Genomic DNA, 21,296 nt, shown 5'->3' with positions numbered 1-21,296 from the left:
CGTGGCCTCCAGGCATGAAGAAAGCCCCGGCCAGCGGCACGGGGCGGGCGGGGCAGGAACGGTCAGAGGTCCTCGGTGACCTGTATGGCGTAGGCGGAGGCGCGGACGGCGACCTTGCCGTCCGCGCCTGCGAGGTACTCCTTCAGGTGCGCGATCAGCTGCTCCTCGCTGATGTTGGGGAGCGCACCGCCGGCGCCGGTCTCGACCTTGACGGTGAGGTGCAGGCCGGTCTCGTCGGGGCCGTCGGCCTGTACCTGGTAGTAGGGGTAGGGCAGTTCGGGCACGGTCTCTCCTAGGCGAGTCGGCGGACCTCGAGGTACGAGCGGCCGGCGACGCGGGTGTCGGTGGCGGATGAGGCGGTCTGGGCCCACATCAGGGCGAGGGTCCCGGCGTTGGTGGTGGTGATGTCGCCCTCCTCGACGGCCAGGACCTGGTTCGTGGAGTTGCGGGTGCCGTAGCTGGTGTCGGTGGTGAACCCGTGGATGCCCCACCGGCCGTCGCCCTGCGGGTCGGTCGTCGAGGTGGGCGAGGTGCCGACGCCCCAGCAGGACCGCAGTCCGGTCGCGCCGGAGGGGACGGACCACTGCGTTTTGAAGCCGCCCGCGCTGCCCGCGCTGTAGTGGATTAGCATCCGCACCCGGTAGGTGGCGTTGGCCTCCAGCGCGATCTGGAGGTCCGGGTCCGCGGTCACGGTGGTCGTGGTGTTGCGGTTGGTGTCGCCCTGCTTGCGGATGAACTGGGGCAGCATGCTCGACAGGAGCAGGGTGGTGAGCCGGACGCCTGCGGGGATGGCGGGGTACTGCGACATGCTGCCTCCTACAGGGCGCCGATGGGGTTCTCGGCCAGGCGCACGACGGTGTTGGCGGTCTGGGCCTTGACGATGCCGTTGACGGACCGCACGACCGTCCAGGTCTGCGGGCTGCTGGCCCCGGTGATCGCGTCCACGCGCATCTCCTCGCCGCCGATCAGGACGTTGAAGGGGAACTCGGTCGGGTACGCGGCGGACGTGGCCCACAGGTTCCCGGCGGTGACGGCGACGGACAGGCTCGTCGCCGTCGACGTGGCGCCGGCGGCGAGCTGGCTGCCGTCGGTGTCGACCCGCACCGGGGACTCGCCCTCGAAGGACAGGTCGTCGATGTGGACAGCGTCCTCGCCGCTGGACGCCGAGTTGTCCTTGGCGTAGCGGAAAGTGATCGTGGTCTTGCCGGTGACGTCGGTGATGAACTGGGTCCACCCGGTGGTGCCCTGGGCGGTGAGGACGGTGGTCGCGTCGGCCAGGACGATGAGCCGGTCGCCGAGGAACCCGGAGCCGGCCGCCTCGGAAGACGTCCAGTACCAGAACCGCATCTCGGTCGCCCCGGGCGGGACGTTGACGATCCAGTCGCTGGTCTGGTTGTTGGTGATCGCCCCGGACCGCAGGGACCAGGCGCCGGTGTTGAAGTGCAGCTGCGAGCGCGCCCAGGGGACGGCGCCGCCGTTGGCGGCGGTGACCACGTAGGTCGTGTCCTCGAAGTCCTCGACGAGCGCGGCCGCGGCCACCCGCCACGGCACGGCCGGGACGCAGTTGAAGTACACGTCCCACGCGTACTGATCGAAGCTCTCGCTGTAGCCGCGGACGATCAGGTCGATGTTCCCCGGGGGGACGTCGCGGGGCGGGTTGGTGATGCGGAGCATGTCGCCCTGGTCGACGGCGAGGACGGCGTCGATGAGGTGCGGGGCGGCGGCGAGGTCGACGTGCACGACCGGGTAGCGCGGGGTCGGCCAGCCGCCCATGGTGCCCAGGTGCAGCAGCCACTCGGCGAGCGGCTGGGCCTGGCTGTCGTCGCCCAGCGAGCGGGTGACGCTGGACTCGTACAGGCCCACCCCGCTGGGCGGGTTCTGCACCGACAGGGTCCCGGTGGAGAGGACCGCGCGCCCGGAGGAGCCATCGGCGCGTTCCACGGTGACGTCGTTGGTGATCTCGGCGTCGTCGGTGGCGGGCTCCAGCGGCGGGGCGACCTCGCGGTTGGCGGCGTAGTTGAGGGTCAGGGCCGGGGTCTGGCTGTAGAGGGTGGCCCGTCCCCGCAGCCGCAGCGCGGGCCGGGTGCGGTGCTCCATGAGGATGCCGATGTCGGAGGCGGCGGCGTCCTCGAGGAGGTTGAGCAGCGGGCCGGGCCGCTGTGCTCCCAGGCGCTGCTGGTCGGTGACCACGCCCCGGATGGAGAAGGGCAGGTTCTCCTCGCTGCCCAGGCGGTAGACGCGCTCGCCGGCGTACTCCCGCTGGAAGCCGTCGTCCGCGCTCTCGTAGGTGGTGACCGAGGACCGGTACGGCGTGGTGAGCGAGGCCGCGACACCGTTCCACACGGCGAGGTGTCCGACGCCCATGCCCTGATAGGCCGAGCCCCAGGACCCGATGACCTGGACGGCCCGGCCGGGGACGCCGGTGTAGATGGTGCGCACCACCCAGTATTCGTTCTCGACGACCTTGCGCCAGCCGGCGTGGACGTAGGTGTCGGCGCCGTTGACGGAGGTGTAGATCTGCAGGCGGTTCCAGGTCCCGGTGAACGCGGCCAGGGCGTCGGCGTCGTTGAAGTTGAAGAACGCGGTGACGTTCTCGTCGGCGTCGCGGACCTCGACGCGGATCCCGGCGGTGCCGGCCAGGACGACGGCGGCCGCCATGCCCGCGCCGGAGACCTTGACGCGGGCGATCTGCTGCTGGGTGGAGGGCAGCGTCTCCAGGAAGTAGACGAACTCGGCATGCCATCCGGTGGCGCTGCCCGCCGGGACGGTGGCCTGGAGGGTGGCGGCCGCGCCGAGGGTGGGCAGTGCGGACGAGCCGGGCAGGGTGTCGATGCCCGCGAACGACATGCCGCTGACGGCGGCCGCGCGGACGCTGGCCATGGGGCTGTAGGCCTGGGTCGCCCCGGATCCCTCCTCCATCGGCCAGTACGCGTCCGGAGTCCCGGACGGGATCCGGCGCCGCAGCGTCGAGCCGAGCGGGGAGTTCGGGCGGCCGTAGCGGCGCAGGATCCCGGCCGCCTCGACGGGCACCCACCGGTCCTTGCCGGAGACGTCCCACCGGGGCGGCCAGGAGGAGATCTCTCCGACGAACCGGTCCGCCCGCTTGCGGACCTTGGCCGTGCCGTTGACCGTCCACACCCGGCCCGTGCTGTCCGTGGTGCCGGTGGCGCCGTCGGCCAGCGCCCGGGTGTCGAGGTCGGCGACGAGGGTCCCGTCGATCCCGGACCGCACCTGCGCCCGGGTCGCGGTCCCGATGAACGGCACGCGCGGCGGTGTGGTCGTCGCGTCGGTCGGGCCGATCCGCAGGTCGCTGGTGGTGGTCGACTGGATCGCGGTGGTGAAGCCGCCGGTGACGGTGTTGCCGATCTGGGTCCACGGGCCGCTGATGGAGTCGGCCTGGTAGAAGCGCACGGCCAGGCCGCCGGCGCCGTCGTCGACGTCGAGGGTCACGCGCAGCGCGGCCCCGCCGTACAGGGCCGCGCTGATCGAGGCCTCCACCGAGGCGGCCGACGCGTCGCGCCAGCCGAACACCAGCCGTCCGACGTACCAGCGGATGGACCAGGCCCGCTCGGTGTTGGTCGTCGACCACTTGCCGATGAGGTTCTGGTTGCGGGCGGTGTCGGTCATGTCGGCGTCGAACTCGACCCGCACGTCGATGTCGCCGGTGATGTTGAGGGCGGCGGCGTGCGGGGTGGAGACGTAGCCGGTCGTGTCGCCGTCGAGCTCCAGGTGCGCGGTCGACTTCGGCACGTGCACCCGCACCAGGGTGTTGCGGCCGATCTTCCCGTACAGGTCGGACAGCGGGTTGCCCTCGCTGTACCGGCCGGAGATCCCGGGCGCCGCCTTGGAGGCGCCGTTGTTGAAGGTGAGGGTGCACTTGCCCGGGTCCGAGCGGCTGCCCTCGTCGGGCTGCCCGCGGGTGATGGTCATGATGTCGCGGGTGTAGACGTCGGCGGTGACGTCCGTCCATGTCCCGTCGATGCGCAGCTCGGCCTTGATGTCGAGCGGGGTCTGGGGGAACGCCACCGGGTGTCTCCTCTCTGGGTCAGCCGTTACCGAGCAGGGTCTGGGCGGAGCCCCGCCCGTCGATCCGGACCATCTTTCGGAACAGCCGCTTCCATTCCTCGTCGGCGCCGCGCACGTCGATGATCAGGCGGCCGGGAGCGGCAGCCTGGGCGCCGACCATCGGCGCCATGCCCGTCGCGGTGAGCGGCCGTTGCGGTGCAGCCAGCCCGGGCTGCACGAGCGTGCGCAGCGCGGTGTCCAGCTGGGGCTGGGTCCGCTGGATGCCGGCCACCACGCCGGGCGGGATGAACGCGCCGACCTCGTCGGCGAACAGGCGCGAAGGGGAGCGGATGCCGAGGGCCTTCTTCACGGCGGCCGACATGCCCTTGGCGATGCGCAGCATCTGCTGCTCGATCGCCTTCTCCTTGGCGCGCAGGCCCTTGATCAGGCCGTTCGCGGCGTCAAGCCCGGCCCCGTACATGGCGTTGCCCGCCACGCTCCCGGCCTGCCCGGCGGCGGTGACGAGCTTGGACTGGCTGGAGTTGATCTGGGCGATGGTGCCCTTGTCGGCCTGGGCGAGCGCGATAGCTGCGGCGCTGCCGCCCTCGACCCCGGCCTGCGCGATCTGCGCGATGAGGTCGCTCCTGACGCCCTTGGCGCGCAGCTTGCTCAGGTTCGAGGCGAACGTCTGGGCGGCGAGGAGCTTCTGGTTCAGGCCCTCCAGGATGCCGCGCGCGGTGGTCGCCCCGTCCGTGTTCGACGTGATGTTCGCGGCGTCCAGGACGCCCTTCTTCACGTCGGCGGCGAGCTTGTCCCGCTGCTTGATCAGGTCGGCCAGGCCCTTCGACGCGGTCTTCAGCCGGGTGGCCAGGGCGGCCTCGTGGTTGGCCAGCTTCACCAGGGAACTGGTCCCGGTGCTGATCTTGGACAGTGCCTTGGACCGCTTTCCCCCGGTGGCCAGGCTGTCGCGGACGATGTCGGCGAGCTTGGTCGAGGCGGCCTTCACCTGCTTCGACGAGCCGGTCAGGCCGTCGATCAGACCCCGGGCGATCCACCGGCCCTGCGCGGCTGTGACCTTGGACGGCGAGTTGATGCCGAGGGCCTTGGCGATCGGGCCCGGAATCATCGACTTGGCCCAGCCGAGCAGCTTGGACTTGATCCATCCGCCCATGCTGACGATCCCGGACCACAGGCCCTGGACGACTGCTTTGCCCTTGGACACCAGCAGGCTGCCGAGGTTGCCCATCGCGGCGGAGATCCGGCTGGGCAGACCTCGCACCCACGCCACCATGGCCATGGCACGGCTGATGGTCGCCGACTTGATCGAGTTCCAGTGCTTGATGATCAGGCCGATGAGCGTCCAGTTCAGGAACGCCTTGACCATGAAGTCCTTGGCCCACACCAGCTTGGCCACCACCCAGTTCCAGGCGGCGAGCGTGGCCTTCTTGATCGTGTCCCAGTTCGCGACGATCAGGGCCACGATCGCGATCACGGCGGCGGTGATCCAGCCGATGGGGCCCATCGCGATCAGCCACTGAGCGGCCATGGTCGTCGCCCAGATGATGGCCCGTGCGGCCATCAGCGCGAACTGCACAGCAGCGGTCGCGCCGGCGCGCAGGACGGCCAGCACCCAGGTGCCCATCGACAGCAGCGCGGAGCCGGTCCACGCGGCCGCCGTCGTCGCGGCTGAGGCGACCGCCCCGGCGCCGATACGGACGTAGGCGGCCAGGCCGACCGCGTTCATCCGGACCCACCCGGCGATGACCGTCCAGGTCGAGGACGCCATCACGGTGTGCGCGGCCGTGACCACCGTGGACACGGCGGCGTAGGTCGTCATCGCGGCCTTGACCACGAGGACCGTGGCGGCCAGGCCCGCGAAGGTGTAGGCGAGCGGCTCGAAGACGGCCTGGTTGTCCATGGCGAACTGGACGAACCCGCCGGTGACCTCGGTGAGCTGCATCATCGCCTTGCGCTTGAAGGTCTCCAGCGCGGAGGCGGCGCTGCCGCCCATGGTCTTGACGAGCTTGTCGGTCGAACCGCCCGCCTTGTCCATGCCCGAAGCCGCGGCGGCGGAGGCCGGGTTGAGGGCGAACAGGGCGTCGCCCATGACGGTGCCGGGGTCACCGAACAGGGCGGTGGCCGCGTTGAGGCGTACCGTCTCGTCCTTCGTGCCGCGCAGCGCGTCGAGGGTGAGTTGCAGGGCCGCCTTGCCGTCGGCGCCGCCCTTCTTCAGCTTGGCGGCGACCATGTCGGAGTCCACGCCGATGGACTTGAAGGCGTCCTTCACGCCCTGGCTCTGGCCGATGGCGAGCTCGCCGAACTGGCCGAGGGCGTCGGCGACCTGGTCGGAGTCGCGGGCGCCGGCGTCGATGGCCTGGTCGATCAGGCCGACGGCAGTCTGCCCGTCGAGGCCGACCCGGGCGAACTGCACCGAATACTCGTTGAGCGTGTCGAGGAAGTCGTCTGCCTTGTTCGCCGAGGTCTGGAAACCCTGGCTGATGATGTCGAAGGCTTCCTCGGCGCTGGAGGCGAGTCCGGTGTGCATGAGCTGCCCGACGGCTGCGGTGACCGGGCCGACCTCCTGGTCGAAGGTGTCGGCCAGCGCCATGGCCTTGGTGGTGACCCCTTCGAGGCCGCCCTCGGCCTGCGAGACGTCGCCGATGTTCTGGTAGACGCCCCGGATCGCCGTGTTCACGGTCTCGACGCTGTCGCCCCAGGCGTTGGAGTAGACGCTGGCGGACACCTTCGCCAGCTCGGCCGCTTCCTGCGGTCCCACGCCGAGCTGGGCCTGGAGCTTGGCGTTGGCCGCCGACATGTCCAGGCTCGCCGCGACGCCGACGCCGAGGGCCGCCGCGACGCTCGCCCCGATGCCGGCGGCCGCCGTGTCGAACCGTTCCCGGGCGGAGGACAGCCCCTGCTCGGTGTTGTCGCGGCTGACCAGGTTGAACACCAGCGACGTATCGCTCACGCCGAGCACCCCCTGCGAGTAGGGGGCTCAGCGGCCCCTGTTCAGTTCTTCAGCGGCCTCGCGCTGTGCTTTCTCGTAGGCGTCGAGCCAGTCGAGGAGCAGGTCTGTCTCCTCGACCGTGCATTCGTCCCAGTCCCGTGGCCGCATGCCGAGCAGGTGGGCGGCGTCGCCCAGCCGCGTCAGTCGGCGACGGGCAGCTGGGCTTTTCCCTCGTCCTCGGGGTCCTCGTAGGCTTCGGCGATCTCGCCGTCGAGCTTGGCCAGGACCGTCTCGCGCTCCTCGCCGGTGGCCGAGTCGGCGACTGTGGCGCGGATCTCGATCAGCTCGGCCTTGGTGTACTCCAGCTTCAGTTCGTCCCACGCGAAGTCGACGTCGTCCCACTTAACGGTGGGGTGGTCCCGCTTGAGGAAGACGAACAGCAGCGCGCGCCGGCACAGGCTGTTGCCCTGGACGACGTCCTTGGTGAAGTCGGACCAGTTGCGTTCGGTGCGCCGCTCGATCCACTCCCGTTCCGCCGACATGATCTTGCGGGGGTTGTACTTCCAGCGCGTCGGCTCGGCCTGCCCCTCGGGGCTGTAAACCAGGTACACCGTGCTCCTATCCCGCCCGGGCGGCGATGCGCCGGGCCATGTTCTCCATCGCCGCCTCGACGGCGGCCTTGTACGTGCCCTCACGCCCCTGGAAGCTGCGGTCGAACCAGTCGACCTTGCCGTGCTGCTGCACCCACACCTCGCGGTTGCCGAACACCGGGTGCCTCCAACCGCGCGCCCGGTTCAGCCGGCGTGGGGCGTTGGGGAAGTTGCGGACGTTCTTCGTCTTGAAGGCCTTCACCCGGGCGCCGGACCAGCGCCCGCCGAGCTTGACCTCTGGCCTGATCTTCCGGGCGACGCTGGAGCGCAGGGCGGGCGCGGTGGGCAGGCCCGCCGAGGACATCGCCATGATGCTGCTCTTGGCCTCGGCGGCCCCCGGCTTGAGCGCCTCGCGCATGTTCGCCGCGAGCTCCTTGCGCAGGGCCTTGCCGTCCTCCTCGGCGCGGATCGCCCGGGTGAGGGCGACCAGGCCCTCGTGCGTTTCGACGCCGAGGGAGAACGGCGGGCCGCCGCCAGCCATCAGGCCGTGGCGCGGGTGACGGCGCCCGACGTCGGGAAGGACACGCCCACCGTGGCCTCGTCGCCCACGCTGCCCTCGATGGGGTTCCACGCCTTGATCAGGATCGACCCGGTGTATTTCGGGTTGGACGTGCCGACCGCGGCCTGGTCGGCGCGCACCTCGAACGCCACGACCGTCCCGAGCAGGGGCCACATGATCGAGTCGAGCTGTGCGGCGGCGAAGTCCTGGAGGAACTCGACCGCGAGCTCGGCGCTCTTGAGTCCGCCGAGGACTTCCTTCCATCCGGCGGAGCTGTAGGTCGTGACGTCCTTGTCCTCGACCTCGACCGACAGCTCGGCCTTCTTCGTGTTGGAGCTCAGGACCGTGCCGTTGATCGACAGGTACTGGGCGAGCAGAACCATCTTGGCCATGACGGGCCCCCTTCCAGGGCGTGACTACGGCCCCGGTGCGGGCCGGGGTGGAGTGGGTTACGAGGGTGGCTACGCGCCGATGCCGAGCGAGCCGACGAACAGGAACGACGGCGTGGTGCCGCTGATCGTCCAGGCGATCCGCCACCACGTGTCCGTGATCGCGGTCCCGTTCGTGCGCAGGATCTGCCCGCCGACTGCCGTCGCCGCGGCGAAGGTGAGCCGAGTCGTCGGGCTGGCGAAGGTGTTGTCCACCGAGGACTCGACGCGCGCGGTGATGGTGGGCGTGCTGGTGCCGGCCACGGACAGGACGTGCAGCGCGGCGTGCAGCTTCTTGCCGGACGGGACGGCGCCGAGCTGGAGGCCCGTGCCGGTACCAGTCGCGGTGCGGGCGGTACCGGGCGGGTGGGCGAACTGCCCGCGCACCAGAGGCGAGGCGGACTTCGCCGTGCCGGACCAAGGGGCGACCTCGCCGACCGCGTCGAACAGGGCGTAGTCCGAGCGCAGCGCCGACATCAGGTAGGCCAGGTCGCCCACGTTCGCGGCGTTGTTCGCGCTGACGGACCAGGGGATGACGGTGCCGATGTGCGCCCATGACGCGTCGTCGACCTTGGACGGGTCGGCCGCCTCCCACTGTCCTTCGCCCGACAGCTCCGCCGAGCCCAGGCCGCCGAGGACCTCCTTCCATCCGCCGGACGCGTAGTTCGTCGAGTCCTTGTCCTCGACCTCCGAGGACAGCTCGATCTTGTTCGAGGCGCCGGTAAGGTCGACGCCGGCGGCGAACGTACGGACGTTCAGCAGGACGGTCTTGCTCACGTCGCCTCGCCCTCGGTCTCGGCCGACTTGCGGCGGCGGGTGCGCGGCTCGGCCGGGGCCTGGCCGTCGTCCTCGTCGGTGACCTCCTCGGCGACGCCGGAGGCGACCAGGTGCGCGGCGGCCGCCGTCGGCAGCTCGGCCGCCTCTCCCTTGGCGGGCCAGGGCTCGCCGTCGCGGGTGGCCCCGTCGGGCATCTGGACCAGCATGCGGATGCGCATGTCAGCTCCCTTCTCCGATGACTTTGATCATCAGTTCGGCGCCGACGTAGGTGGTGCCGGCGTGGTCGTACCAGCGGTAGCCCTGCACGCGCATCACGTGCAGGTCGTGGGCCAGGCCGCCCAGGGCGTACTCGCCGGGCTCCCCGCGCGCGGCCTCGATGGTCTGCTTCAGCGAGGCCGGGCCGGAGCCGGACAGCATCAGGTCGAGCAGCTGCTGTCCGGCCTTGTCGTCGGCGCGGCCGACCAGGATGCGGGTCGTGAAGACGAGTTCGTCCAGGCTCCGGCGCATGGCCTTGTCGAAGTCCTGCTCGTACTCGGCGACGAAGAAGTGCGGGGCGATCACGGCGTCCGGGACGTATCCGGTCGCGGTGAGCTTGGGCAGGCCGTCCGGGAGGACGACCGCGCGGGCCGCGTCGGCGAGCGCGTCGCGCACGGCGGAGATCTGCATGCTGCTCCCTATCCGAAGCCCGGCAGGATGAACGGTTCGATCAACGCCCACACGTCCGGGTCGCGGCGGGAGAGGTTGCGCACGCCCCACTCGGCCGAGCCGATGATCCCCTCCGGGCTGTCCTTGCGCTTATACAGGCGGGACGCCTGGATCAGCGCGGCCTCGTGGATGTCCTCGGGCACGGCGGGCCAGCCGAAGCGGGCGGTGACCCGCACGCGTGTGGTGGTGCTCCCCCAGCTGCCGGAGCGCAGCAGTCCGGTGATGGGGCGGCCGTCGGCGAGGGCGTTGTCCGGCTGGGTCTCGTATCCGGTGATGGCCGTCCAGGATGAGCCGCTTCCGGTCTCCACCACCAGGCCAGTGGCGTCGCCGATGTCGTCGACCAGCAGCAGGTCTCCGTCGTCCTCGCACACCACACGCCCGGCCAGCCGGAACGTCCGCTGCACGGGCGCCTCGTCGAGCCAGAATCGGCGGCCGGTGGCCTTGTCGATGCTGCGGGACGCCGAAGCGCGGACCCGGTCCAGCTCGGCGTCCCGGCTCTCGTCGTCCGGCTCAAGGCCGAACTGGCGCCTCAGCTCGTACAGGGTGACGTACTCGTTGGCCACCGGGCGTCACTCCGTCGGCGGCGCGGACGGCGGCTCGGGCGAGGCCGGGGCCGCGGTCTTCTTCGCGGCAGTCTTCTTCGCCGGGGGCTTGCCCTGGGCGGCGGTCTGCTGCGGCGCAGCCGTACGGCCTTGCGGCCCGTCCTGCTCGTCGTCGCCGCGCAGCAGGGCGATCTGCTCGTCGACCTGCGCGACGCGGTCGTCCAGGCCGCGGCTCTCGTATCCGGCGCGCTCCCGCTTGAGCGCGGCGAGCATGTTGTCGATGCTGGCCATGGGGCCTCCTCAGAAGACGGTCACGTCAGCGGTGTTCGTGACGTTGGTGTTGGCGGAGTACGTCAGCCGCAGGAACCGCCACGGCTGGTCCGGCCGCAGGATCTTCAGCGTGGTGCCCGCCGTGGTGATGGCGAACGTGGCGACCGCCCCGGTGTCGGGCGTGGCCGGGGCTGCGTAGGAGACGGCAAACCAGTTGGTGCCATCCGCGCTGCCCTCGATCGCGTACGTGCATGTCGGCGTCGCACCAACCGCCGTGGTGATGGCCAGCAGCGCGGGCCGCTCGACGGCCGCCCCGCGATCGAGGACGTTCGTCGAGACGCCGTCCCCGGCCTGCGCCGACGACAGCCGTACAGAGTTCGGCAGCCGGTCGCCGCCGAGCGCCTGGAGAGTGGACATCGTGTGGGGCTCCCGTCCCGTGTGCCGTGGTGGACCGCGCGGCCCGGGGAGTCGGCCGGGCCGCGCGGTCAGGGACGGTCAGAACGCCGGGGTGACCAGGCCCGTGCCGCCGACCTTCTGCGTGCCGTTGGTGTAGCGGCCGAAGGTGTACGCGAAGTACGAGTACGCCACCAGCAGGACGCCCAGCGAGGCGGCGGCCGGCTGCTCGGCACGGATGAACAGCGGCGCGTTCGGGTCCTCCCACAGGTGGCACTCCGAGGACGGCACCACGTAGATCTCGTCCTCGTTGGTGCCCGCGCCGAGGTTCGTCGCGATGTTGTTGTCGACGACGACCTCCAGGCCGCAGGGCAGGACACCGCGCGGGCCGGAGGCGTAGGAGCTGTTCGGGTTGGCCGTGCCGCCCGCCTGCACCGGCAGGCCCGACCAGTTGATCAGGGGCCACGTCGAGGACATCTGGGACGACAGCCAGTACCAGCGCCGGGAGTGCATCACGGCGTGGCTCGGGCGGCCCATCGCCAGCAGCGCCGCCTCGACGCCCGCGGCCGCCCCGAGGATCTTCGGGTACAGCTCGGCGCCCGTCGGGGTGCCGTCGGTGTAGGCATTGGCGTTCGCCACGTTCGTCAGACCGTTGGTGGCCTGGTTGAGCAGCGTGGAGTCGAGCACGGTGGCGACCCGGTTGAACAGGTCCTGCATCGTGACGTCCTCGATGCCCGTGCCGCGGTCGATCGCCTGCCGGGACACGGTCTGCTGGCCCGCCGCGGTCTGCACGTTCACTGTGAGCAGCGTGTCGTCCATGTTCGTCTCGGACACCGCGGTGTTCTCCGACGCCTGCACCGCGGCGCTGGACGCCGTGGTGACGCGGGAGATGTTCACGGACATGCCCGCCTCCGGCAGCGGGTGCCGGTTGCAGACGTCCGCGAACGGGCGCAGCGCCGCCGTGGCCGGGGCGTACAGGTCCGTCAGGTACTGCGGCACCGTCAGGCCTGCGAACGCGCCCGTGCCGACGGCACGCTGCATGTACTCGGCCCGCTCGACGCGCTCCTCACGCATGTGCTGGGCGAGCCGGTGTGAGGCCTCAACGTCCTGGAACAGGAACTGCCGGGAGACGTCCATCAGGAAGCCCTTGCCGAGCGGGTCCTGGTCCTTGCGGTAGGTCCGCTCCTCCTGGCCGACGCGGGCGACCTGGTCGTACGAAGGCTTGCGGGTCTCGGTCGCCCGGACCTCCCGCTGCTTCGCCTCCCGCTCCTGCTCCTCGGTCTTGAGTCGCTGCGTGGTGGCCAGCTTGTTCTCGATGCCGGCGATGTCGTTCTTCGCCTGGTCGCGCGCGGCGAACAGCTCGGCGACGCGCTCGTCCTCCTCGGCGGAGAGGTTGGAGCGGCCGTCCTGCTGCGCCTTGTCCAGGATCAGCTGGACCTCGGCGCCGCACTTCTTCAGCCGCTTCTGGGCGGCCTCCAGCTCGACCTCGATCGAGGCGATCAGGTCGTCGATGGTTCCGGGCATGGGGAAGTTCCCTCCGTGCAGATGGGGCAGGGGTGGGTGCAGCAACAGCGGGGCCACGGCCCACCCGGGTCATCTGCCGGGCGGCACAGGGCGGTGAGCTTCCGGGGGCGTCTGCCCGGACAGCGCGCTGTGTCTGGTGTGCTCAGTCCTCGTCGCAGTCGACGAGCAGCTGAGTGCGGAGCATGGAGATCGACCGCCCGCTGGCGGCCGGGGCCGCGGCACGTGCGGGTGCCGGCATCTGCGGCACGGGCACGGCGGCGGGGATGGTGAGGTCGGATCGCTGGGCCAGGCGGCTGTATGCCTCGCGGGCCAGCAGCGGCGGCAGGTTGGGGATGAGGTCGAGGAATTCGCCGGAGCGGGCGGCGATGCTGGTGTGCGGGTTGGCGCCGTAGGTGACGGGGCCGACGTCGCCGCGCTCCAGGTCGAAGCTATTGATGCGGTACTCGGTGTAGTCCGGGGACCACTGGCCCGAGGTGATGCGGAACATGAACGACTGCTCGCGCACGTCCGCATCCTCGATGGCCTGGACGAGCAGCTGCACATCGGCCCGCTTGGGGTTCAGCAGCGCGCGCTGCCCCAGCCCCTGCTCGTCCGCCCACAGCGTCAGCCGGCCGTTGCGCGTCGAGGCCATCGGCGTGCCCGCGTGGTTGAAGCGGAACACGACCTCGGGGTCGGCGGCGAGAGTGCCATCGGCCGCGCCCAGGGAGACGATTTCGGTGTACGGGCCGTAGAAGTCGTACATCTCGTAGCCCTGCTCGAAGGCGCTCGCGTAGCCCTCGACCTGGTACCACTCCATGTCGTCCCGCACGATCTTCTTCGCCCGCAGCTGCGAGGTGAACCGCAGCTCGGGTGACTCGGGCCGGTCCCGGGGGACGGCCATCGCCGTCGAGCCCGCCGCGCCGGCGCGGGCCTGGGCAGCCTGCTGCCGCAGGGTCGCCATGTCGGTCATGAGGGGGTGCCTCCAGTCGGGGTCGCGGTGGTGGGCTGCGCCTGGGCGCCCTTGCCGAAGAGCCGGTCGAACTCCGCCTTCTGTTCCTCGGTCAGCGGCGGCTGGTCGTAGAAGGCGCGGGCCTCGGACGGCGTCAGCGTCCGGGAGTCGATGCGCGTCTTGAGGACGCTGGCCTGGGCCTGCGGGTCCATCGCCAGCAGCGCGTTGCGGTTGAGCTTCACGAACCGCGGCCGCGACGACAGGCGACTCAGCGCGTTCTCACGGCGGGACACGGCGGGGCCGAGGGACATGACCAGGAACTGAAGGTTGCGCTGGGTCATGTTGGCGTAGGTCACCGAGCTGCCCGACACCGAGGCGTCGATCAGGTCGGACGGGCAGTCGAAGAACCGGGCGATGTCCCCGATGCCGAACTGCTTCGCGGCGATCCAGTCGGCTCCCGCCTGCTCGGCCTGGATCATCTCGTAGTCCCAGTCGTTGCCGGTGACGAACAGGTCCCGGCCCTGGACGGCGGCCTTGAAGCGGAGCTTGGTCGCGTCGGCCACATCCTGGGTGATCGTCTTGGCGGTGTTCTTCAGATGCGCCGAGGGCACGGCCCCGTTGCGGAACCAGTCCATGGCGAACTGCTGGATGGACAGGTACTCGCTGATGGACCATGCCGCGTACGCCACCGGCGACAGCCCCACGGGCAGGCCGGGCACCGTGTACTGCTTCTCGTGCCACACCTCGCTCGGGTCGTACTCGGTGCCCGCGATCCGGTACTTCTTCTGGCCCTTGCGCATCCGCACCGTGACGTCGCCGATAGGCACCAGCTCGATACGGGCCGGGAGGTTCAGCCCGTCCCGCGCGGTGATCAGGCCGACCGTGTTCCCGGCCCGGTCGAGGTCGAACTGGCTGGAGTACATCCACTCCGGCATCTCGACCTCGTCGCCGCCCGGGGTGACGAGGACGGCTGGCTTGGGCACCTCGACCTGGATCCCGTCGACCTTGCGGTAGAGGTCCACCGGCATCGTCGAGATGAGGTTCGCCCGCAGCCGCAGGCACGCCCACACCGCGCTGTGCCGGAGGGCTGTGTCGTTCGTGATGGCCACGGCCCCGCCCGACGAGCCGGGCCGTGGCGGGATCAGCTGGTCGGCGGTCTGGCCCGCGAAGTCGCGGCGGCGGAACAGGCTCACGTCCTACCGCCCTTCGTCCGGCCGGCCCCGGCAGCGAGCCAGGAACCGGAGAGGACCACCACACCGCTGACGGCGAGCGCCGCCCACCCCAGCCACCGGTACACCCCGGCGCCCGCGCCGGCCGCGACGAGCAGCAGGCCGACGGTGTCGAGAGCTGTCGTCATCCGCTCGCGCACTACGCCCCTCCTTCAGTAGATCGAGTCGAGTGGGTCGTAGTCGTCCAGCACGTGCGGGCCCCGGATGACCAGCGCCCACCGGGCGAAGGTCGTGGCGGCGAGCGGGCTGATGTCGACCAGGCTGTTCGTCCGGTCCAGCGTCCAGGCGTCCCCTTGCCGCCGGGTCCTCGCCCCGTTCACCGCGGCGGTGAGCGGCACCTGGTCGATGTGCTTGACGGTGCCCTGGTTCATGGCGTCGGCCAGCTGCCCGCAGGCCTCGGTGATGTCGCCCGACCGCATCACGGCCAGGTCCCCGCGCTCCGGCTCCGCCTTGTCCTTCGGCACGTCGATGCCCGCGGCCACCAGGTCGTCGATGAGCGAGGCGGCCGGTGACCCGGCGGCGACCGCCACGGCCACCGGCTTCCACAGCGCGGCCAGCCGCACGGCGGCCGGGACGAGCCAGTCGGTACCGGCGCGGTGCGCGACGACCTCAAGGTGCACCTTGCCGTCCGGCAGCCGGCAGGCCGCTCCAATCGCCGCGTGCTTGCGGTCCTGCGACACGTCGATGGCCAGAGCCACGTCGGTGTTCGCCTTGCTGGCTGCATCGACCAGGCCGGGCCACTTCGCCTTCGGCACGTTCGGGTCGGACGGAGGGGTCGGCTTCCGCGTCCGGTTGAGGTAGGCCCGGTCGAACTCGGCCGGGTCCATCTTCTCCAGCTCGGCGGCGATGATCTCCTCGGTCACCGTGTACCCCAGCGCGGGCAGCGTCGCCCGCCACGTCGCCGGGTCCGACCGGTCCATGTCCTCCGGCGCGTACCACTCGAAGTACGCCGAGCGCGGCCGGGCCGCGAACGGGTCCTCGGCGAGCGCCGCGAACAGCGCCTCGATCAGAGCCCGGCCGTTCTCGCGCTTCTTGTTCAGCCACACGCTCTTGGTCGTCCCGCCGGCGGACGCCCACCACAGCTGTGCCATGGCCCGGGTCAGCATCGCCGGAGAGAACGCCTGCTCAAGGCGGTCGTCCTCGTGCGCGAACGCCTCGTCGATGAAGCCCAGGTCGAGCGGCGGCCCGTGGCCGGCCTTCTCCGTGTTCGCGGTGATGCCCATGCGCGAGCGCTTGCCGGGGAAGAGGATCGCCTCGTTGCCGTTGCTCTTCCGGATGCGCGCGTACCGGGCCAGGTCGGAGCCGCTGATCTTCTCCCAGAACTCGTCTTCCCAGCGCTGCCTCGCCATGCCCCGGGTCTGCGCCGCGTAGACGATGTTCTGCCGCGGCCACGCCATCGCACGGTGGACCTGGGCGCCCAGGGTCAGCTCGGTCTTGCCCTGCTGCCGGGAGACGGAGAGACCGACCTCCCGGTGCGCGAACCGGCCGGTGTCCGGGTCCAGCTCCAGGGCCACGTCACTGACGTAGCGCTGCCAGGGCATCGGCGGGGCGCCGAGCTTGGTCATGACCTTCCACAGCTTCGGCCCGAGCGACGGCCGGTCCGGATGCCGGGGGGTCCCCCACCGGGGAGGGCAGGTCAGTCCGTACCGCTCGTAGAGGTCCTCGGCGAACTCAGTCGGGGGAGCCCAGGTCTCCGAGGTCGTCGTCATCGTCAGCGGCCCGCCCCTCCAGCAGCGTGGCGAGCGTCTGCCGGAGCTCGCGGGTCAACTGGGGCAGCAGTTTGTCGCCGGCGTCGGTCACCGCCTCCCCGCAGGTCTGGCACTCGCCGCTCGCCACGGTGTCGATCGAGCGGGCCAGCGTGAACGCCAGCTCGGACAGCGACGGCTCGACGCCGGCCAGGTCGCCGAGCTGCTCGACGTCGCTGCGCACGGCCTCCTCGACGGGGCCCATGACGCCCCCTTCCATGATCATCCAGGGTCATCGGCCCGGGGGGAGAAAAATAAAAGCTGGGCGCGGGGTTGCGATATGTCCGATTTCTAAAAAATCTTGGGAGATCCCAGCTCGATCGGATCGATCATCTCGGAATCACGACTTTGACCTGCACGTTTGCCTTGCCTGCCTTCACCAGATGATGAGGGCCTCGAAGGGCACGCCGTGCTCTGCCTTCAGCTGGTCGGGGCCGGGCATCTGGTCGCGAGGGATCCACCCTGAGCTGTAGCCGCAGTTGCACAGCAGGTGCACCATGCCGACCGAACGGTTCTCCAGCCATGAGGTGCCGTCGTCCTGGACGGGCCCTGGCCTGGACTCGATCTGGTTGTGGATGGTGAGCCGGTGGCCTGTCGCCCAGCCCAGTCCTTGCGCGCGGCGCTGCGCTTCCTCGATGGCCTCGGCCTGCTCGCGAGTGATGGCCACGTGCTCTCCTCTCTACGGTCCGGCGAACCAGTCGACCGAGGTGTGCAGCTGCACGACGTCGGCGAGCGGCCGGTCGCCCTTCTCCGAGTTGCACTTGCGGAGGCAGGTGGGGCAGCCGTTCACGCCGTGGATGGGGGCGAGGTTGTCGGGGTCGAGGCGGGCGCCGCCCTTGCTGGCGGCGTGGATGTGGTCGACGGCGTCGGATGCGCCGTGGCCGCAGACGATGCAGACGTCGGACTCGCGCAGGATGCGGGCGCGCAGCTGGCGGTAGGCGTAGCTGGTGAGTTCGCCGCGGTCGGTGGCCACGCTCACCTCCTGGACGTGGCGCGGCCCGGCCTCGCGGGGCGCGGCCGGGCCAGTGGGCGTCGCGGGTCAGACCTTGCAGAAGCCGCTGTCCTTCAGGGCCTGGTTGATCTGCTTGCCCTGGGCCTCGGTGGTCGTGACGTCCTTGTAGGTGAAGCGGGTTGCTGCGGACTGGTCCAGGCGCAGGGCACCGCGGTTGATGGACGAGCACTGGTTGCGGGCGGCGTCGATGGCCTTGCCCTCGTAGTTGACGATGTCCGGGTTCACTCTGGCGAGGGCGCTGAGGAGCGCGGTGCGCTTGGCGCCGGTGGGCTCGGGCGGGATGCCGGCGGCCTTCATGGCCTCGCTGTAGCCGGGGTCGGGCGTGTGGGTTGCCGGGGCCTTCGGCGTGGTGACGTCTGCGGCTTCGCCTTTGTCGCTGCTGCATCCGGCGAGGGCGATGGTGAGCGCGGCGGTGATGGCGGCCGCCATGATGCGGGTGCGCATGGTCCCCCTTGGGTCCGTGTGACTGAGGGTGCATCATGCGCGACGCGGAGTGCTGCAGGTGACGGTGTGTCCGTGTTGTGACGTGGGGGCGGCGGCGCGGGCAGGCGCCCTTCCTGCACGCGGACGGTGCAACCCGTCTTCCGCGCCGCCGTGCTTGCACGACAAAGCCCCTCGGGTTCAGGTCACCGAGGGGCTTCGTCGTGTGTCTGTGGTGCCCGTATGCGGGCATGGCTGTACACGGAGATCGTGACACCGTGCTGACCAGCAGGTCAAGCGACCTTGACGGCGGCGCGCTTCGCGGCGTAGGCGGTGACCTCGGCGACGGCGTACCAGGGTTGGCGGGCGCTGCCGCCAGCGCGCTTCAGCTGGCCGCGGTGGACGAGTTGGCGGACGGTGGCGAGGTCGACGCCGAGGGTGCGGGCGGTCTGGTGGGCGGTGAGGTAGCCGGGGCGAAGGATCTGCGACTCCATGCCTCCATGATGCGGCAACGGTGTCGCCCGGCGGCCCACTCTGCGGGGCTGGTTCCGGGGCGGATACGGCCCCTCGCGGCTAGCCCCGAAACCCGAAACTGTGCAGGTGGGGGCCGATATCGGGGGCGAAACCGGTTTCGGATCAAGGTGAAACCATCGGCTTGATCCGAAACCGGTCTGATGGCCTCTACTCGCCGTCCTCGGCGGCCGGAATGTCGGCCCAGCGGAGCCCCTTGGCGCCCCCGCAGCACTCCCGGATGGTGAGCTGCCGGGTGGACACCTTGAAGGGCTTCAGGGCAGCACTCAGCGCGGTGGAGGATCCGGCGGCGTCCATCTCGGTCCACGGCTTGTACAGGTCGGCCCGGTAGGCGGCGAGGGCCTCGACGAGGCGGTGGGAGTGCACCGACTCCACGCCGTCGGGCCAGATGGCGCGCAGGTGGTCGACGACCGTCTCGACGTCCTGCTCCTCGACGGACGCGCCGACGGACTGCCCGGACAGGGTGCCGGCGGCGGTGCGCAGGGCGAGCGCGCGGGCGGCGATGTCCTCGGCCTCGGTCTGCTTGATGAACGCGGCGCGGACGGTGATGCCTTCGCGGCCGCGGGCGAGGATGCCGGTTCCCTGCTCGTCGACGCTGATGTCGGTGGCGCGCATGCCGCGGTCGTAGGCGCCGGTACCCAGGACGTTGTTGTTGGCCCGCCAGTCCATGACGGCGAGGCACAGGCGGGTGCCGACCGAGGAGGAGACGGAGGTGGGCAGGGACGGGGCGTCGGGGTTCTGGGTGAGCAGGATGAGGATGATGCCGTAGGCCCGGGCCTTCTTGATCAGGCGGGTGGCCAGGGCGGCGGCCTCCTCCTTGTACTCGGCGTGGGTGAACAGCTCCTGCACCTCGTCGATGACGATGACGCGCGGGCCCAGGTCCTGCTCGGGGTACTTCTCGGCGAGCGCGCGGGTGACCTTGCGGCCCTCGGGGACCTCGGAGGCGGGCAGGGAGCGCACGAACGCGGCACGGCGTTGGTACTCGGCGATCCCGGACCGCATGCCGCCGAGGGCGGCCTCCAGGTCCTCGTCCTCGTCGCCGGACACGTACCGGTGGCAGATGGGCTTGACCGAGTCGAGGTCCCCGGACCCCTTCAGCTCGTAGATCCACAGTTCGGCGGTCGGGTCGAGGGCGACACCGAGGACGATGGCGAGCGCGCACGACGTCTTGCCGGAGCCGGGGATGCCCCCGACCAGCAGGTTCGAGTACATGAGGGTGATCTCGACAAGGTTGCCCCGCGGGTCGAACCCGAACGGCAGGGGCTCGTAGACGTCGGCCTGGCCGTCCTTCATGAGCGGCCACAGCTTGCGGCCGGCCTTGGCGGGGTCGCGCTGAGCGACCCACAGGACGAGCCGGCCGGGGTGGGCGGTGCGGTCGGCCTCCGGCCACACCGTGCTGATGGGCCGTCGCATGGCGGCGGCGAGCGCGGCACGCTTCTCCAGGACGGCGGTGGCCTCGATGCCCGGAGGCAGGTCGACCTCGGCGCGCCAGCCGGGGCCGTCGCGCATGACCTCGGAGGCGAACTCCACGCCCTTGCGGCCCTTCTTGCCCTCGATGCCGATGGCGGCGAGCGCGTCGAACACCTCGGTGGAGTCGAGGCGGCGCATCACGTTGGTGGCCACGTACCGGGTGATCAGCGGCCGTCCGTGCTTCTTCCCAGCCAGGCCCGTGAGGGCGGCGGCGCCGACAGCGGCGGTGAGGCTCCAGCCGGGCACGAGGAAGACGCTGATCAGGCTGGTGATGCCCGTGGTGGTGGCGACGGCGAGGGAGGCGACGCGGCGGGGGCGGACACGGCGGGAGTGCTCGCGCGAGAGGGCGAGCCACGCTTCGACGTCCGCGGACGCGGCGGCCTTGGCCTCGACGGGGCGTGCCTCGGTGTCGGCGACCCACTTACCCCAGCGGACGATCAGCCGGCCGGTGCCGCGCGGAGAGCGGAGCAGCAGGCGGGCGAGGTAGACGGGCGCGCGGAGGGTGTGGAAGCCGGTGACGTGCGCGTAGTACGACGCGGTCCAGCGGACGGCGTTGGTGAAGGCGTCCCAGCGGCGCAGGGCCGGGGGTACGACGGGCGGGGCGTCGGCGAGGTAGGCCTGCGCTTCAGCGATCCAGGTGCCGGGCTCCGAGGCCGGGGTGGGCGGGTCGACGGGCCGGGGTTCGGCGTTGGCGACGACGTCGATGATGGTCTCGGTGAGGGTGTCGGTGTCGATGGTCGGCGGGGTCTTGTGGAGCTGTACGACGTTGTCCGTCATGCTGATCTCTCCGGTCGTTCTGATGGGCGTTCCGGGCCCGGGGACGGCCTGACCGCCAAGCCGTGGTCGTCCCCGGGGTGGAGCTACTTGCCGTCGGCGATGCGCTTGCGCGCCTTGTCGTAGATGGCCTCGACGCGCTTGTCGACGCGCGGGGTGCCGCTGGCGCCGCGGAGCATCTGCCAGCTGCCGCGCAGGTCAGCGCGTAGGACGGCCCGCTTCTCGGCGCCGTTGAGGTCGTCCCAGGTGATGTCGCGCTTGGGCATGGTCACTTGCCCTTCTGGCGGTTGACGGCGTCGGTCATGGCCTGGACGGTCTGCTCGAACGGGGCGTCGTTCTCGCTGATGGCCTCGGCGAGGGCGTGGCCGACGCCCTGCGGGTCTCCGGCGGCCATGGCGGCCAGCGCCTGGGCGGCCTTGGCCTCGATGAAGTCGTTCGCCACGGTGG

Annotated in this window: 26 protein-coding genes; all 26 read right to left on the bottom strand. The window is 70.9% G+C overall.

The annotated features are described in order from the left end of the window. Positions 1-62: 62 nt before the first annotated feature. A complete protein-coding gene (locus tag ACYQ8Q_RS22355; RefSeq protein ID WP_460067404.1) occupies positions 63-284 on the bottom strand; it encodes a hypothetical protein in 222 nt (73 codons plus the stop codon). Between the two features lie 8 nt (positions 285-292). Then, a complete protein-coding gene (locus ACYQ8Q_RS22350; RefSeq protein WP_460067403.1) occupies positions 293-808 on the bottom strand; it encodes a hypothetical protein in 516 nt (171 codons plus the stop codon). Between the two features lie 8 nt (positions 809-816). Then, positions 817-4,026, bottom strand: coding sequence for a hypothetical protein (locus ACYQ8Q_RS22345; RefSeq protein ID WP_460067401.1), 3,210 nt, complete (start codon positions 4,024-4,026; stop codon positions 817-819). A 19-nt stretch (positions 4,027-4,045) separates the two neighbouring features. Then, a complete protein-coding gene (locus tag ACYQ8Q_RS22340; RefSeq protein WP_460067399.1) occupies positions 4,046-6,973 on the bottom strand; it encodes a phage tail tape measure protein in 2,928 nt (975 codons plus the stop codon). Between the two features lie 179 nt (positions 6,974-7,152). Next, a complete protein-coding gene (locus tag ACYQ8Q_RS22335) occupies positions 7,153-7,563 on the bottom strand; it encodes a hypothetical protein (protein ID WP_460067396.1) in 411 nt (136 codons plus the stop codon). A gap of 7 nt (positions 7,564-7,570) precedes the next feature. Next, complete coding sequence (locus ACYQ8Q_RS22330; RefSeq protein WP_460067393.1) at positions 7,571-8,083, bottom strand: hypothetical protein; 513 nt, start codon at positions 8,081-8,083, stop codon at positions 7,571-7,573. Then, complete coding sequence (locus ACYQ8Q_RS22325; protein WP_460067390.1) at positions 8,083-8,493, bottom strand: phage tail tube protein; 411 nt, start codon at positions 8,491-8,493, stop codon at positions 8,083-8,085. The genes ACYQ8Q_RS22330 and ACYQ8Q_RS22325 overlap by 1 nt, the downstream gene beginning before the upstream one ends. 69 nt (positions 8,494-8,562) lie before the next feature. Continuing rightward, entirely contained in the window at positions 8,563-9,306 is a 744-nt protein-coding gene (locus ACYQ8Q_RS22320; RefSeq protein ID WP_460067388.1) for a hypothetical protein, read from the bottom strand. Then, positions 9,303-9,524: a hypothetical protein gene (locus ACYQ8Q_RS22315; RefSeq protein ID WP_460067386.1), complete on the bottom strand. Its 222-nt coding sequence runs from the start codon at positions 9,522-9,524 to the stop codon at positions 9,303-9,305. The genes ACYQ8Q_RS22320 and ACYQ8Q_RS22315 overlap by 4 nt, the downstream gene beginning before the upstream one ends. A 1-nt stretch (position 9,525) precedes the next feature. Next, entirely contained in the window at positions 9,526-9,972 is a 447-nt protein-coding gene (locus ACYQ8Q_RS22310) for a hypothetical protein (protein ID WP_460067385.1), read from the bottom strand. Between the two features lie 8 nt (positions 9,973-9,980). Beyond that, positions 9,981-10,574, bottom strand: coding sequence for a phage gp6-like head-tail connector protein (locus ACYQ8Q_RS22305; RefSeq protein WP_460067382.1), 594 nt, complete (start codon positions 10,572-10,574; stop codon positions 9,981-9,983). Positions 10,575-10,580: 6 nt separating this feature from the next. Next, positions 10,581-10,844 carry a hypothetical protein gene (locus ACYQ8Q_RS22300; RefSeq protein ID WP_460067381.1) on the bottom strand — a complete coding sequence of 88 codons (264 nt, stop codon included), beginning with the start codon at positions 10,842-10,844 and terminating at the stop codon, positions 10,581-10,583. Positions 10,845-10,853: 9 nt separating this feature from the next. Next, entirely contained in the window at positions 10,854-11,240 is a 387-nt protein-coding gene (locus ACYQ8Q_RS22295) for a hypothetical protein (protein WP_460067380.1), read from the bottom strand. A 78-nt stretch (positions 11,241-11,318) separates the two neighbouring features. After that, positions 11,319-12,740: a phage major capsid protein gene (locus ACYQ8Q_RS22290; RefSeq protein WP_460067379.1), complete on the bottom strand. Its 1,422-nt coding sequence runs from the start codon at positions 12,738-12,740 to the stop codon at positions 11,319-11,321. A 142-nt stretch (positions 12,741-12,882) separates the two neighbouring features. Then, a complete protein-coding gene (locus tag ACYQ8Q_RS22285) occupies positions 12,883-13,689 on the bottom strand; it encodes an HK97 family phage prohead protease (protein ID WP_460067377.1) in 807 nt (268 codons plus the stop codon). Then, positions 13,686-14,861, bottom strand: a complete 1,176-nt coding sequence (locus ACYQ8Q_RS22280; RefSeq protein ID WP_460067374.1) for a phage portal protein — start codon at positions 14,859-14,861, stop codon at positions 13,686-13,688. The genes ACYQ8Q_RS22285 and ACYQ8Q_RS22280 overlap by 4 nt, the downstream gene beginning before the upstream one ends. Further along, entirely contained in the window at positions 14,858-15,037 is a 180-nt protein-coding gene (locus ACYQ8Q_RS22275; RefSeq protein ID WP_460067372.1) for a hypothetical protein, read from the bottom strand. Before ACYQ8Q_RS22275 ends, ACYQ8Q_RS22280 begins: the two co-directional genes overlap by 4 nt. A gap of 12 nt (positions 15,038-15,049) precedes the next feature. Then, complete coding sequence (locus ACYQ8Q_RS22270; protein ID WP_460067369.1) at positions 15,050-16,606, bottom strand: terminase large subunit domain-containing protein; 1,557 nt, start codon at positions 16,604-16,606, stop codon at positions 15,050-15,052. Beyond that, complete coding sequence (locus tag ACYQ8Q_RS22265) at positions 16,569-16,862, bottom strand: hypothetical protein (RefSeq protein WP_460067368.1); 294 nt, start codon at positions 16,860-16,862, stop codon at positions 16,569-16,571. Before ACYQ8Q_RS22265 ends, ACYQ8Q_RS22270 begins: the two co-directional genes overlap by 38 nt. Positions 16,863-17,018: 156 nt before the next feature. Continuing rightward, positions 17,019-17,309, bottom strand: a complete 291-nt coding sequence (locus tag ACYQ8Q_RS22260; protein WP_460067366.1) for a hypothetical protein — start codon at positions 17,307-17,309, stop codon at positions 17,019-17,021. A gap of 12 nt (positions 17,310-17,321) precedes the next feature. Further along, positions 17,322-17,615, bottom strand: a complete 294-nt coding sequence (locus ACYQ8Q_RS22255) for an HNH endonuclease (protein WP_460067364.1) — start codon at positions 17,613-17,615, stop codon at positions 17,322-17,324. Positions 17,616-17,681: 66 nt separating this feature from the next. Continuing rightward, positions 17,682-18,098: a hypothetical protein gene (locus ACYQ8Q_RS22250; RefSeq protein ID WP_460067363.1), complete on the bottom strand. Its 417-nt coding sequence runs from the start codon at positions 18,096-18,098 to the stop codon at positions 17,682-17,684. 269 nt (positions 18,099-18,367) lie between these two features. Next, a complete protein-coding gene (locus ACYQ8Q_RS22245) occupies positions 18,368-18,568 on the bottom strand; it encodes a hypothetical protein (protein WP_460067361.1) in 201 nt (66 codons plus the stop codon). A 187-nt stretch (positions 18,569-18,755) separates the two neighbouring features. Continuing rightward, positions 18,756-20,852 carry an FtsK/SpoIIIE domain-containing protein gene (locus tag ACYQ8Q_RS22240; protein ID WP_460067359.1) on the bottom strand — a complete coding sequence of 699 codons (2,097 nt, stop codon included), beginning with the start codon at positions 20,850-20,852 and terminating at the stop codon, positions 18,756-18,758. Between the two features lie 83 nt (positions 20,853-20,935). Beyond that, on the bottom strand, positions 20,936-21,121 hold the full coding sequence (locus ACYQ8Q_RS22235) for a hypothetical protein (RefSeq protein ID WP_460067358.1): 186 nt from the start codon (positions 21,119-21,121) through the stop codon (positions 20,936-20,938). Further along, on the bottom strand, positions 21,118-21,291 hold the full coding sequence (locus tag ACYQ8Q_RS22230) for a hypothetical protein (protein WP_460067357.1): 174 nt from the start codon (positions 21,289-21,291) through the stop codon (positions 21,118-21,120). The genes ACYQ8Q_RS22235 and ACYQ8Q_RS22230 overlap by 4 nt, the downstream gene beginning before the upstream one ends. Between the last annotated feature and the right edge of the window lie 5 nt (positions 21,292-21,296).

This window comes from Streptomyces sp. YKOK-I1, from assembly GCF_054660435.1.
The sequence above is the reverse complement of the archived record's forward strand: the minus strand, read 5'-3'. Positions and strand labels throughout refer to the sequence as shown.

Coding starts and splice junctions, on each gene's coding strand:
- ACYQ8Q_RS22350 (WP_460067403.1), bottom strand. CDS start 808: ATGTCGCAGTACCCCGCCATCCCCGCAGGCGTCCGGCTCACCACCCTG.
- ACYQ8Q_RS22330 (WP_460067393.1), bottom strand. CDS start 8,083: ATGGCTGGCGGCGGCCCGCCGTTCTCCCTCGGCGTCGAAACGCACGAG.
- ACYQ8Q_RS22325 (WP_460067390.1), bottom strand. CDS start 8,493: ATGGCCAAGATGGTTCTGCTCGCCCAGTACCTGTCGATCAACGGCACG.
- ACYQ8Q_RS22315 (WP_460067386.1), bottom strand. CDS start 9,524: ATGCGCATCCGCATGCTGGTCCAGATGCCCGACGGGGCCACCCGCGAC.
- ACYQ8Q_RS22310 (WP_460067385.1), bottom strand. CDS start 9,972: ATGCAGATCTCCGCCGTGCGCGACGCGCTCGCCGACGCGGCCCGCGCG.
- ACYQ8Q_RS22300 (WP_460067381.1), bottom strand. CDS start 10,844: ATGGCCAGCATCGACAACATGCTCGCCGCGCTCAAGCGGGAGCGCGCC.
- ACYQ8Q_RS22295 (WP_460067380.1), bottom strand. CDS start 11,240: ATGTCCACTCTCCAGGCGCTCGGCGGCGACCGGCTGCCGAACTCTGTA.
- ACYQ8Q_RS22290 (WP_460067379.1), bottom strand. CDS start 12,740: ATGCCCGGAACCATCGACGACCTGATCGCCTCGATCGAGGTCGAGCTG.
- ACYQ8Q_RS22285 (WP_460067377.1), bottom strand. CDS start 13,689: ATGACCGACATGGCGACCCTGCGGCAGCAGGCTGCCCAGGCCCGCGCC.
- ACYQ8Q_RS22270 (WP_460067369.1), bottom strand. CDS start 16,606: ATGACGACGACCTCGGAGACCTGGGCTCCCCCGACTGAGTTCGCCGAG.
- ACYQ8Q_RS22265 (WP_460067368.1), bottom strand. CDS start 16,862: ATGGAAGGGGGCGTCATGGGCCCCGTCGAGGAGGCCGTGCGCAGCGAC.
- ACYQ8Q_RS22250 (WP_460067363.1), bottom strand. CDS start 18,098: ATGCGCACCCGCATCATGGCGGCCGCCATCACCGCCGCGCTCACCATC.
- ACYQ8Q_RS22245 (WP_460067361.1), bottom strand. CDS start 18,568: ATGGAGTCGCAGATCCTTCGCCCCGGCTACCTCACCGCCCACCAGACC.
- ACYQ8Q_RS22240 (WP_460067359.1), bottom strand. CDS start 20,852: ATGACGGACAACGTCGTACAGCTCCACAAGACCCCGCCGACCATCGAC.